This window comes from Segatella copri, from assembly GCF_949820605.1.
Taxonomy (GTDB): domain Bacteria; phylum Bacteroidota; class Bacteroidia; order Bacteroidales; family Bacteroidaceae; genus Prevotella.
Window position 1 is genome coordinate 2,151,356 of record NZ_CATKVU010000006.1, and the last position, 12,771, is coordinate 2,164,126.

The 12,771-nt window shown below is 47.9% G+C and carries 9 protein-coding genes; 5 read left to right on the forward strand and 4 right to left on the reverse strand.

The window, feature by feature from the left end:
* Window positions 1-237 precede the first annotated feature (237 nt).
* The 3 genes from RCO84_RS10105 (at window position 238) to RCO84_RS10115 (ending at window position 2,496) form a co-directional block, all read left to right on the forward strand.
* Complete coding sequence (locus RCO84_RS10105) at window positions 238-915, forward strand: outer membrane beta-barrel protein (RefSeq protein WP_317576328.1); 678 nt, start codon at window positions 238-240, stop codon at window positions 913-915.
* Between the two features lie 295 nt (window positions 916-1,210).
* The gene (locus tag RCO84_RS10110) at window positions 1,211-1,909 is read left to right on the forward strand and encodes a 5'-methylthioadenosine/adenosylhomocysteine nucleosidase (protein WP_317584983.1); all 699 of its coding nucleotides are present in this window, start codon (window positions 1,211-1,213) and stop codon (window positions 1,907-1,909) included.
* A gap of 101 nt (window positions 1,910-2,010) precedes the next feature.
* Window positions 2,011-2,496 (forward strand): S-ribosylhomocysteine lyase, encoded by a 486-nt coding sequence (locus RCO84_RS10115; protein WP_144151906.1) that lies wholly within the window; start codon window positions 2,011-2,013, stop codon window positions 2,494-2,496.
* 21 nt (window positions 2,497-2,517) lie between these two features.
* Here RCO84_RS10115 and RCO84_RS10120 read toward each other — a convergent pair whose 3' ends face one another.
* Window positions 2,518-3,480, reverse strand: coding sequence for a transporter (locus RCO84_RS10120; protein WP_317584985.1), 963 nt, complete (start codon window positions 3,478-3,480; stop codon window positions 2,518-2,520).
* A 6-nt stretch (window positions 3,481-3,486) separates the two neighbouring features.
* Window positions 3,487-5,289, reverse strand: coding sequence for a translational GTPase TypA (typA, locus tag RCO84_RS10125; RefSeq protein ID WP_144151912.1), 1,803 nt, complete (start codon window positions 5,287-5,289; stop codon window positions 3,487-3,489).
* Between the two features lie 184 nt (window positions 5,290-5,473).
* Between typA and rpsO the strand changes: the two genes are divergently transcribed.
* On the forward strand, window positions 5,474-5,743 hold the full coding sequence (gene rpsO / locus RCO84_RS10130) for a 30S ribosomal protein S15 (protein ID WP_022122065.1): 270 nt from the start codon (window positions 5,474-5,476) through the stop codon (window positions 5,741-5,743).
* A gap of 86 nt (window positions 5,744-5,829) precedes the next feature.
* Entirely contained in the window at window positions 5,830-6,015 is a 186-nt protein-coding gene (locus RCO84_RS10135; RefSeq protein WP_317584986.1) for a hypothetical protein, read from the forward strand.
* 21 nt (window positions 6,016-6,036) lie between these two features.
* Here RCO84_RS10135 and RCO84_RS10140 read toward each other — a convergent pair whose 3' ends face one another.
* Window positions 6,037-11,316, reverse strand: coding sequence for a hypothetical protein (locus RCO84_RS10140; protein ID WP_317584988.1), 5,280 nt, complete (start codon window positions 11,314-11,316; stop codon window positions 6,037-6,039).
* Window position 11,317: 1 nt separating this feature from the next.
* On the reverse strand, window positions 11,318-12,730 hold the full coding sequence (locus RCO84_RS10145) for a hypothetical protein (protein ID WP_317584990.1): 1,413 nt from the start codon (window positions 12,728-12,730) through the stop codon (window positions 11,318-11,320).
* Window positions 12,731-12,771 lie beyond the last annotated feature (41 nt).

Genomic DNA, 12,771 nt, shown 5'->3' on the forward strand with positions numbered 1-12,771 from the left:
TTTCTATATAAACGTTTATAATTTGAAGGCAAAGATAGCATAAATTGGAGACAAAACAAAAAATATAGCAAAAATTTATATTTTTTTTGTTGAGAAAGTTGTATTAGGTCAGAAATAGGGGTTCCCCTCTATCATTTAGGGAAACACTCGCTGCCGTTGCGTTTTTTATCCGTACCTTTGCATTGTAAAACAAGTTTCTTCAAACAGAATATATTAATGTATAAAAGAATAAGAATTATGAAAAGATTAGCATTCATCATGATGGCATTGCTTCTGGCTCTGATGCCGGCAGCAGCACAGAATTATCGTGACAGCAGATATTACAACAGCAAGACAGACCGTCTCGACTACCATTACAACCACAACTACGGCAGCCCGTATTACGGATTCCGCATCGGTCCTGCCTTCACCTTTGTCAATTCCGACGATTCCCGTCTGGATGGTGGCGACTGGCAGACCGGTCTGAATGTGGGCGTAGTAGCCGGCATCCCATTGACCGACAGCGCCCCACTCTATCTCGAGACCGGACTTTCGTATATAGAGAAAGGTGGCAAGAAGGATCTTCCTGAAGGCAAGAAGATGACCTACGACCTCAATTATCTTGAGATTCCAGCCGTACTGAAGTACAAGTACGAAGTAGACGATCACTTCTCCATCCAGCCTCAGGTAGGCGGCTATTTTGCCGTTGGTGTAGGAGGCAAGATCAAGAACTTTGCCGAGCGTGAAGCAGAGAGCTCATTCAAGGATGCAAACTTCCGCCGCCTTGATGGTGGTATCCGCATCGGCTGCGGCATCGGCTACGACATGTTCTATGCCGATCTCACCTACGACATCGGTCTTGCCAACATCTGCCACGACAGTTTCGACAAATCGCGCAATGGAGCCCTCCAGCTCAATTTCGGAGTTAACTTCTAGAAACGTTTAAAGGTAAAAAAGTAAAAAGAGCCTTACCCCCTTCGCGCCCCCGTCCCCAGCGATTCCATCGCTGGTCCCCCGTAATGTTAAAAGCCCCTGATGCAAAAACACACCAGGGGCTATATAAATTTACGAGGGAATGGGGTTATAAAGAGTTAAGGCTCTTTTTACCTTTTTTACTTTTTTACTTTTTTACCTTTTTACCTTTAAATGCCTTTTTCCTTAAAAACTCCTTAAACTTTGCTACTCTCTGCAATATTTTTAGTAACTTTGCACCCAAAAGTTAGTATACAATATGAAAATAGGAATTATCGTTGCGATGGACAAGGAGTTCGCGCAACTCAAAACATTATTGACCGAATCGCAGGTTGAGAGAAAAAACTATAAGGACTTCGTTATCGGAAAGATAGGCTATAACGAGGTGGTGATGCAACAATGCGGCATCGGTAAGGTGAACAGTACCATAGGTGCCGTGGAAATGATTGACAACTATCACCCAGACCTTGTTATCTCTTCTGGCGTGGCTGGAGGCGCTGATATCAACCTCAACGTGACTGAGGTGGTAGTGGCTACCAATTGCGTTTACCACGATGCCTACTGCGGCGAGGAATGCGAATTCGGACAGATTCTGGGCATGCCTGCTTCCTTCAAAACACCTAAGGAATATGTGGAGAAGGCACTCGCCATCAATAACCTGCCGGGCAATAGGCACCCGAAGATCCACGCCGGACAGATTGTGAGCGGCGAATGGTTTGTAGACAGCAAGGAGAAGATGCGCTCTATCCTGGAACACTTCCCTCAGGCGATGGCGGTGGATATGGAGAGCTGCTCTATCGCCCAGACCTGCCACATCTACAAGACGCCTTTCATCTCCTTCCGCATCATCAGCGATGTACCGCTGAAAGATACCAAGGCACAGCAGTATTTCGACTTCTGGGCTAAAATGGCTGAAGGCTCTTTCTATGTTACCAAGGCTTTCCTCGAAAGTCTTTAGAAGTGTTGAATGTTGAGTGTTGAATGTTGAATGATTCTTCACTCAATATTTAACACTCAACATTCAACACTCAACACTCAACATTCAACATTATAAAAAAGATGAATAAGATTCCAAGTTTTACAATCAATCACAATAAGCTGCTCCGCGGCATCTACGTGAGCCGTAAGGACGAAGTAGGCGGAGAAGTCATCACAACATTCGATATCCGCATGAAGGTGCCTAACCAGGAGCCTTGTCTGCACAACGGCGCCATCCATACCATTGAGCACCTGGCTGCCACCTATTTGCGCAACGACGAGGAGTGGAAGGACCGCATCATCTACTGGGGACCGATGGGATGCCTCACGGGCAACTATCTCCTTATCAAGGGCGACGTGGAGAGCAAGGACATCGTGGAACTGATGAAGCGCACCTTTCAGTTTATCGCCGATTTCGAGGGTGAGATTCCGGGACAGGCGGCAAAGGACTGCGGCAACTACCTGCTCCACGACCTGCCTATGGCGAAATATGAAGCCAGGAAATATCTGGATGAGGTGCTCTGCTGCATCAGGGAAGAAAACCTCATCTACCCTACCCAGGATTAGAAACAAAAAAATATGGCAAGCTTACCACTTAAGCTTGCCATATTTTTCTTTATACCAAAGTTGCCAGCCATTGACCAGATTCTGCCATACTACATAGGCACCCGGTGCTACGGCAGCAAGAGGATTCAGGAAAGTGAGGGTGAGCCAGATGCCCACTACCGTATTCTTCTGTCCCAACGCCTGACCGGCACTGATACTCGCACCGAAATGCCTGCCTACCGCCTTGCCGATGGCAAACTGGAGGAGACATACCAGCAGCGGCACAAAGAGCAGCAGAAGCATCGTTACGCCCGATACCTCGGCATGGAGCATGTTGCGAACCGTTTCGCCCATCAGTATCGTGAGGTTGAAACACCACATATAAAAGCCCAGATCCTTTACATTCTTCACCTTATCCACCCATTTTGGAAGAAACCTGCGGCTCAGCAAGGCAAGCAGCAGAGGCACCACCAGCACGGTAGTAACATTGCGGAACACCATCGCACTCATCATGAGGAACGATACGTCTGCCCCTTTCTCTACCATCGGGAAAAGACTCGGAATGATAATCATCGTAAAAATGTTGGCGATGACCGTATAGGTGGTCAGCGAACCGATACTACCGCCCAACTTCTCCGTAACCACAGCCACGGCGGCTGCCGTAGGACAGATGAAGCAGATGAAGGCACCCTCGAGAATCAGTTTGGTACTGTAATCAGAACCGAACTCGAAGAGGAGCACTACCATCGCCAATGCCAGCGAGGTGCGGATGAGCTGGAGGATGAAATGCCACGCCTTAGGCTTCATCTCCTTGATTTCTATCTTACAGAAAGTAACATAGAGCAGGGAGAACAGCACTACCGGCATCAGACTTACCAACCTCGGACCACAATAATCGCCAATGGGCACCAGAAAGGGCACATTGGCGAATATCAGGTAGCCCAATGCTCCCAGAACCAGGGAGCAGGGCAATGAAAACTTTCTAAAAAATCTCCACAAAAACATATCTGTTTAGTCTTTGTTGCTGCGCTTGCGCTTCAGGTGATCGAGCTCGATCTTGCGCATACGCATGTTCTTTGGAGTTACCTCTACGTACTCGTCCTCACGGATATACTCCAGGCACTCCTCAAGACTCATCACGGTCTTAGGAATGACGCGGGCCTTATCGTCAGAACCGGAAGCACGCACGTTGGTAAGCTGCTTAGCCTTGGTTACGTTCACTACCAGATCGTTTTCGTGAACATGCTCACCAACAACCTCGCCGCCGTAAACCTCCTCACCCGGGTCGATGAAGAACTTACCACGATCCTGCAGCTTATCGATGGCGTAAGCAAAGGCAGTACCGGTTTCGAGCGCAATCATGCTACCGTTAGAACGACGGCTGATTTCACCCTTGTATGGCTGATACTCCTTGAAGCGGTGAGCCATGATAGCCTCGCCCTGAGAAGCGGTAAGCACGTTGGTACGCAGACCGATGATACCACGTGATGGGATATCAAACTCGATGTCTACACGCTCGCCCATGTTCAGCATAGAGGTCATATCACCCTTGCGGCGGGTTACCATATCAATCATCTTAGAAGCAAACTCCTCTGGTACGTTGATGGTCAACTCCTCTACAGGCTCGCACTTCACACCGTCAATCTCCTTATAGATAACCTGAGGCTGACCTACCTGGAGTTCATAGCCCTCGCGGCGCATGGTCTCGATGAGTACAGAGAGATGGAGCACACCACGGCCTGATACAATCCACTTATCGGTAGAATCCTCGTAAGGCTGTACGCGGAGAGCGAGGTTCTTCTCGAGCTCCTTGTTCAAGCGCTCCTGGATGTGGCGTGATGTACAGAACTTGCCTTCCTTACCGAAGAATGGTGAATCGTTGATGGTGAAGAGCATGCTCATGGTAGGCTCATCGACAGCGATTGGAGGCAGTGGCTCAGGATTCTCGAAGTCGCAGATGGTATCACCAATCTCGAACTTCTCCAAGCCGATAACGGCACAGATATCGCCAGAATCTACATGATCGGTCTTCTTGTGGCCCATACCTTCGAAGGTGTGGAGCTCCTTGATCTTGGTCTTCTCCTGGGTTCCGTCGCGGTGGCAGATGGTAACATTCATGCCGTCCTTCAATGTACCACGGTGAACACGACCTACGGCGATACGACCAGTATAAGAGCTGTAATCGAGCGATGTGATAAGGAGCTGTGGAGTACCCTCGAGCTGCTTAGGAGCAGGGATAACCTCAATAATCTTATCGAGCAGATAATCGATATTGTCTGTTGGATGATTATAGTCCTCGCCCATCCAGCCGTTCTTGGCAGAACCGTAAACTACTGGGAAGTCGAGCTGGTCTTCTGTAGCATCAAGGTCGCACATCAGGTCGAACACCATCTCGTACACCTCTTCTGGGCGACAGTTAGGCTTATCTACCTTATTAACAACAACGATAGGCTTCAGTCCGAGCTGCAATGCCTTCTGGAGCACGAAACGGGTCTGAGGCATCGGACCCTCAAAAGCATCGACGAGGAGGAGGCATCCATCAGCCATGTTGAGCACGCGCTCAACCTCACCACCGAAGTCAGAGTGTCCAGGAGTATCGAGGATATTAATCTTAGTACCTTTCCAATTGATAGATACATTCTTTGAGAGAATGGTTATACCACGCTCGCGCTCCAAGTCGTTGGAATCGAGCACTTCGCCACTGTTATCCTGGCCGTCGCGGAACAGCTTACCGGCGAGCATCATCTTGTCGACCAATGTAGTCTTACCATGGTCAACGTGTGCAATAACTGCAATGTTTCTAATGTCTTGCATTTTAATTTTTACCTTAAATACTTAAATTTGGGTGCAAAATTACAAAAAAATCCCGAAATGTTTGCATAATTCACCAAAAAGTTGTAACTTTGCACCGCATTTTTAATGAAACCACCGTGAGGAAGGTCATCAGATGCACAAAATTAAACATATTCATATTTTATTAAATTAAGTTTTTACAGCTATGTATTTAGACAAAGCAAAAAAAGAAGAGATCTTTAGCAAGTACGGAAAGTCTAACTCTGATACTGGTTCTGCTGAGAGCCAGATAGCATTGTTCTCATACCGTATTGCTCATTTGACGGAACATGTTAAGAAGAACCGTAAAGATTATACTACAACACGTGCGTTGACACAGCTTGTAGGAAAGCGTCGTGCATTGCTCGATTACTTGTATGATCGCGACATCAATCGCTATCGTGCTATCATCAAGGCCCTCGGTCTTCGTAAGTAATCAGCTTAGGCAGACACATTGCTTAACAGAACAGAATCCCATCGTTCGCAAGAGCGATGGGATTTTTCTTGCATAAAAAAAAGAATATGATTCATTTCTTAGAACAGCACTTTGTAGAACTTGTAACCATAACCAGCATCATCTATCTGACGCTGGCAACCATCCTGTTGCTCTACCAGACATCTGATACGGCCGTTTACAAAACTTTCCGCAGATCTAAAAGACTGATGGCAGGCGGAATGATGCTCAGCAGCAGGAATAAAGAAAGATAAGAAACACAAAAAAGCTTTCTCTCAACGGAGAGAAAGCTTTTTTGTTATTACAGTCTGCGTATCCATCAGGGATACTCTGATAATATAGACAGTCTGGGACGAAGAGGAAACCGGGATACTGACAGAAACAGCACCTTCAGCCTTTTTCGCTGCCACCAGTTTTCCATCGAGGGTGTAAACCTCCACCTTATTTAATAGAGGTCCCCCAACCTTGGATACTACTATCAATCCCCGGGCTGGAGAATAGATCTTCACGTCACTCTCGCCCACCTCGGCATCTTCGATGCCAGTGGTACTGCGAGTCTGCGTGAGGAAGTATCTGCCGTGCTCGTTCGCCATTACCTTCACTTCCTCACCATCCTTTATCTCCTGATACCTCCGGGTGGCAGCATCATAGAGGTAAAGAGGAGAAGAAAGACGAGAGATACCATCAATTTTCAATCCAACAGAAGAGGATTTGCCTACCACGCCCAGTGGCAACCAATCCACATCCGGCAGGGTATTCAGCGCTACAGCCTCATCGCCAGCCACCGTATAGACCACCGGTACATCCTGGAGTTGGGCATCATAGAGCAGCTGGCCATCTTCAGTCTCATCATAATTCTCAGAGGCAGCGGCATCAATCACAATCTTCGAACGGCTGCGATAACCCGATGCAGCAGCCGTAAGGGTAAGTGTCGTGAGATTCTGCTCCTCATCCGATGTCGTCTTCACACCGCCAAACACTTCTCTATCTACCGTCATCGCAGAAGTGAAGTTGAGCTGCGATGCACTCTGTCCATCCTTCAGACGGACAAAGAACGCCTGCATCGGCGAAATCTTCACGTCGTTCTTCGACTCATACGTGGTGGTCGACATATCGAGCTTATCATAAAGCCTCAGCACGCCATCCTCGTAAACATAGAAGCTGGACTGTAGCGATGGATTCGCCTTCAGGAACTTGTACATGCTGAGCGTAGCCATATAAGGATTGCCCACCAGATAATAATTGTTGCCATCCTGCAACTGTACCAGCGAATAACTCATCTTGCCCAAAGCATTCTCCTGAGCATCGGCATTCACTACCAGGCGATGGGCATTCTGCTTATCCACATTCACCGAAAGCGAACTCTGCTGCTGAGAAGCCGAGACATAGGCGTATTGCGTATCTGCCTTCGGCAATCGGAGCAACACTTCGGATACACCCACCATATATTTATCTCCCATCCTGATAGCCACGCCCTCCAGAGGCTGATATTTCCTGTCCACCTGATTATATACGTGGCTCCAGTGGGCTGAAAGCGCATTGAGATTCTGATTCTCGAATGTGATGCCGGTACCTGCATAGTCGTAGGCATCGTAGCTGCCGCCCAAGGTTACTTCCTCAGCAGAAGCATCATCCCAGCTTCGCTGATATACAGGACTGGTAACACGATTGTTTACTGAAGCGGAGAACGTGATTGGCTTGAACGCCTCCGTCTCCTGTCTGCCCGATGCAGCCGGCACATAGATGTCGCCCGCATAGGTATCCAGCAAAGGCGAGGTGAGGGCATACCAGGTGTTTGGCTTCATCTGCTTCTCCACCCAAGCCTTGTTGTAGATGAGATAGCACTGGTTGAGCAGTTCGCCTCCCGGCTTGAAGTAAATCTGGTCGCAGGTGTTGCCATAGAAAGGTTCACACGCCAGATTGCCGTCGGCATCCAGTCCGTGGTCTGCGACATTGGCATCCCACCGGGCAAGCATGTCATACTGGATATTCGGCGTTGCTGCATCGCCCTTGGCATTGCTCAGTTTGGTGGCGATGCGCGGGGATTTCTGATAGGCAATGTATCCCAAAGACGGGAAATATAAGCCGCTCAAATCAGGTATCGTTACCTTGGTAAACTTCATCGGCACGTATCCGCCACCCGGATAATCCGTATATTGGTTCTCCTCTTTATAGAGTTCATTACGTACAGAACGGCGCCAGTTGGCATCATTGTTCCATGCCGCACTCATCTTGTTATTGGCCGTAGGATTCCAGATGGCATATTCCGGCACCACCGCAAAGCGGATGTAGGTTTCACCCGAACAGAGCACCGTGGTTCCCTTGGAGCCATCTTCACGGAATATCAACACACCTTCGTACCAGTATCCCTCATGCAACTGCACATTCTTGGAACCCGCAGAAGATGTGGCAGATTCATTTCCCGTTTGCGGTGTAAACTTCAGTTTCAACTGGCTGGATTTTCTCATGATGTAATTATCCTGAAGCGTAGCCAGCGTTAAGCTTTCCCCTATCCTATTCTGATAGGCAGGGTCGTTGGTATCCGAAAGATACATTACATTGGTATATTGCGACGGATCCAACTTATCCTTACCGCCCGCCTTCACGAAGTAGAGACGGGTGGAATTATCTGCCACCAGGTTCTCACCGCTGATAGGCACGCAGAAATATCCGCCCTTGCCCTTCTTGGCTTCCTGCTGAGCCAGATGGGCTACCTGCGGCAAACCGATGCGAACCGTGCTGACATAATTGTTAGGATATGCCACACCCGGAACACCCAGACTCAACTGCGGACCATTCTTGACAACACGAAGCTTGAACGACATCTCGCTAAGACAAATCTGATAATCTACTCCACCCTGCGTGATGGTAGAAGACGTGCTGGTAGGAATCACGCGGATAGTATGATCGCCCACACCCAGCGGAATGTTCTTGAACTCGGCGCTGTTTTCCAATATCGGAGTCTTAGCATCATCCACATACCAATCATAAAGCACACCATTCAACTGGATGCTACCGCCATTATTCTGGTCCACAGTCTGCAACTGTGCCTTGATGTTATATTCAGGCATAGCCTTGTCATCGCAAGGAATGGTGACGGTGGTGGTGATGCTACCATTGGCATCGGTAACCAGCACCTTCTGCTGCACCATCTGGAAATTCTCGCTATAGAGAGAACATACATCCGAAGGCTTTCCCCACGAAAGCTGGTTCTTATCCGTTACCCCATCCTCATCGAAAGCAAAACTTACATAGTAAGTCTGATTCGACTGCAGATTGAAATATCTGTTGGCAAGCACCACGTTCCACTCGTCATTGAGTTTCTCGTACATCGGTTTTCCATCCACCTTTCGGCTCTCATCCACATAATTATAGATGGTGGCAGTTCCCCAATCATAGCAAGGTTTCTCTGCCGTTCCATAGTTCACGTTCTTCACCGGATTACCATCGGCATCTACGAATCGGAAGTAGAGCGTTTTCTGCTCTGCATGATCGGCAAGCGCCACCATGGTTTCCTGCAAAGCCCTCAACTTAATGAGGATGGAAGTGGAAAGAGAAGCATCCTTTGCAGTATTCTTGCCAGGACAGATAGGCGAGCTCTGGATAACATCCACCTTGGAAGCCTTGGTATAGATGCGAAGATCATCGAAGGCATAGTCGGCACCAGAGGTAGATTTACACATGTTATCCACCACCAGTTTGAAGTCGGTGAAATTATTCACTCCACTCTCCTTCTGCAACACCATCTTTCCGTAAACCTGATACCATTTTCCTACATTAGCCGCATCACCTCCCACACGGTTTCCCGAGAAATTACCAGATGAGAACGAGTGCAGCAACCTGCGCTCCGTTTCCTGATTGTTCTCATCATAATTCACTCCATAGAGTTTAAACAGCAACTGCGGGCGCTGTGAACCGGTGGTCATATCGGCAATAGCAGAACTCAAAATCACCTGCGAACCCACACAGAGGTCGGCTTTGAAATCTGCTTCGGCAATCTGTCGGCTTTCATCGGCGGCATCTATATAGAGAAAATGACCATATTGCGTACCATTCGTTTTTTCGTAGGTGCGGTCGTAGAGCTGGGCAGTAGGCCACCACAGGTAGTTATCTGTACCAGAGTTTCCCCTTCCAGACCATCCAGGTACATTTGCCGACTTATAGAGTCCGTACTCTCCATGCAGCGGTGAATGCTTAGGATTTACATACATATTGCCAGCCGGAGCGGAATTGATCAAATCACGATAGACAAAGCCATAACTTCGTTTGCTCCATTTAGAAGGCAACTGGTCTTGGTTATCATCTGGCCCTGTAGGAGCCAGGAGGGTCTGTTCATCATTATCATGATCAAAAGAGACGATATTGACAGAGCGATAATGATCATCCAGATAGGAATTCAATCGTGTATTCTGGTTTTCCGCCTTCAGTTCATCAATAGTCATCGGATACTGATTGAATAGCTGGCAGGAGAAATTGGCGATAGGACACCTCTCACCTTTTTCTGAAATGGCTATTGCCACCACATAGATACGGTCGCCATACTTAAAGGTCGGTTGGCTGCTGAGTCCGTTTTTGCCATCCAGATTGTGCCATGAGCTAAGAGACGTTTCATTTAGTTTTTTCAAGCTCAAATCAAAGAAACGGGAATCCTTTCCTCGATAAGTCCACCAGGCGAACTTGGTTTTATCGGAATTATAGACACGCCACTGCACCCCGTTAGGCTGCACCACTGAAGGATAGAAATCAGTCTCCTTAATCTGATGCTCCTCATCTTCAGCAAAAATATGATGCCTATTTACATAGTTCATGGGATGGAAATAATAGTTGGTCACATCATTCAGATTGAGGCGGAATGTTATAGTGGCCTCTCTGTCTTTCAATCCCACCGAAATGCCCTTTCCATCTTCATAAGTGTAATCCCTGTCTCTTCCTGTTTCCAGGAGTTTCCGCTTGATATCATCCGCCATCTTTTCTGCCGGCATGATATGGAAGATATATCGGATAGAAAGGGTTGGCTCATGCTCAAAGCTTGTTCCGTTGCAGCCATCCACGTATCTGCTCACATCGCAGGCAATGGTCTCACCGCTCCAGGAAGAATCAGCAGGACGTGTATAAATGGTACCCACCAAATTACGATTGGGATTGGCAGAAAGATTATAGGCCATCAAACCTTTATCTATTCCATGATCATCTTTCATGTGCTGCAGCAGGGTGCTGGTAGAATAAGCCTTCAGCTGAGCAGAAGCCTTATCGGTATCGTAATTATACCATCTGAAATATCCTCTAGGTTCCAGAAGTTCACCATTGCCCGAATAGCTGGCAAGCGGCAGCAACAATTCCTTGCTTCCGCCGCTAGGCAGGGCGATATAATAATCATACACATGCGTTTTCTGTCGGAGACAGTCATAGGCGGCATCTATCACCTCGTAATCGCCAGCTTTATTGGCGATGCCCTGATAATGCTTAAAGATCTGGGAATAAGCCATCCCAGGCATCAAAGAGATGATACCCAGGATGAACAAAATGTATTTTGAAAATAAACTGTTTCCTTTCATTCTATTTTAAATTAACCGAATTCATCACAAATCTCACTTTACGTGACAGAGTCAGCCTGTCGCCATTCACATCCAGCGTCATTCTCAGCTGATAGACAGAGGTGCCCGACCGGTTGCCCATCTCGCATTCAATACGCTTGGCTGTCGCATTCCAATAAGGTTTGGCATCAAAGATGCAGGTTCCTGCATCGCCTGCTGGCGTAGAAACCACTTCCGTAAGCTGCTGGTTGCTGATATTCCAGGAATCCACCAGCTGCTGATTGCTTATCTTCCTGATTTTCGGGATGATATGGAACTCGCCGTAATAGCCGAAGGTAACTGTGAGATTGCTGTTATCCTCTTTTACCTGCGGCAGCACACCGATAGGTGAAAACGCCTCTACCTGCCACTCGATGGCATAATCGTCCAACTGAATGGGAATCATGCGGAAATCGTTGCGACACATCTGTCGCCAGTTGAGCATCGCATAGCGGCGGGTCAGTTCCCCTCCGTTGCCATCATCCGTATGCAACTGGAGCACGAAATACTTATTCTCGTCAGTTGCCTCACTTTCGTTCACATAGAAGCGGATATACTGCTTGCCACCATGGGCACTCACGGTATAGCCTTCCCCGTTGTTCAGTCCCTCGTAGGTAACCACCTGCTTCTGCTGCGTACAGAGGTTCGGTTTGCCCACATGGGCTACTCCCTGGTTATCTACCTCATCGGCAGCAGGGAAAAGCATCAGGTTCTCCATAGAATTGGGAGTCTGGTCGGAGAGAACCACTTTCCTGATGGTAATGGGATGACTGGAGGTATTGGTGATACTGAGCTGCACTTTCGCCACCATTCTGATTACTTCAAGGTTGATGGATCTGGTGTTGCTATCGATATCTATCTCCTGGCGGTTGCTCATGGGGATTCCGTTCTTGAAGAACGGTTGGGATTCATCCCCGAAGTCGGTCCAGTGGTCGGCAAAGGCAAGTTTCGGTATCTCTACATGATACTTATAGCGGTCAAAGTCTGCTGGCAGATCATCTCCCTTCTTCTTTCCCTGCAAGCCCAGCTCGGCAGGCTGAATATTAGCAAAGGAATAGAACACATGCTTGCCCGGCTTCAGTCTCACCCAGCAATCGTCCAAGGCACGTTCCTGTTCGCCCGAACCATAAGGATGATTGGTGATGATAGTGTCTATCTGATGGTTGCTGGCGATTACCACAAACCAGTTTTTCATCCATTCTCCCGAAGAATTCAAGCTATCACTATATCCCGCTCGGGTAGCCTCCCTGCTTTCAGAAACGCCCAACTGCATTTTCACGGAAACGCATTCAGCCGCAGGCAGTTCCGGAATCATTTCCGCACCGCCATCGGAACCGCACCCCATCAAACAGAAGATGGCAAGCACCCAACAAATATATGATAATAATTTCTTCATGAATTTACATTATAACACTTAAGACGATATTTCTTACATGA

Bases quoted from the DNA above. Each gene is read 5' to 3' on its own strand.
- RCO84_RS10105 (WP_317576328.1), top strand. From the start codon at position 238: ATGAAAAGATTAGCATTCATCATGATGGCATTGCTTCTGGCTCTGATG.
- RCO84_RS10110 (WP_317584983.1), top strand. From the start codon at position 1,211: ATGAAAATAGGAATTATCGTTGCGATGGACAAGGAGTTCGCGCAACTC.
- RCO84_RS10115 (WP_144151906.1), top strand. From the start codon at position 2,011: ATGAATAAGATTCCAAGTTTTACAATCAATCACAATAAGCTGCTCCGC.
- RCO84_RS10120 (WP_317584985.1), bottom strand. From the start codon at position 3,480: ATGTTTTTGTGGAGATTTTTTAGAAAGTTTTCATTGCCCTGCTCCCTG.
- typA (WP_144151912.1), bottom strand. From the start codon at position 5,289: ATGCAAGACATTAGAAACATTGCAGTTATTGCACACGTTGACCATGGT.
- rpsO (WP_022122065.1), top strand. From the start codon at position 5,474: ATGTATTTAGACAAAGCAAAAAAAGAAGAGATCTTTAGCAAGTACGGA.
- RCO84_RS10135 (WP_317584986.1), top strand. From the start codon at position 5,830: ATGATTCATTTCTTAGAACAGCACTTTGTAGAACTTGTAACCATAACC.
- RCO84_RS10140 (WP_317584988.1), bottom strand. From the start codon at position 11,316: ATGAAAGGAAACAGTTTATTTTCAAAATACATTTTGTTCATCCTGGGT.
- RCO84_RS10145 (WP_317584990.1), bottom strand. From the start codon at position 12,730: ATGAAGAAATTATTATCATATATTTGTTGGGTGCTTGCCATCTTCTGT.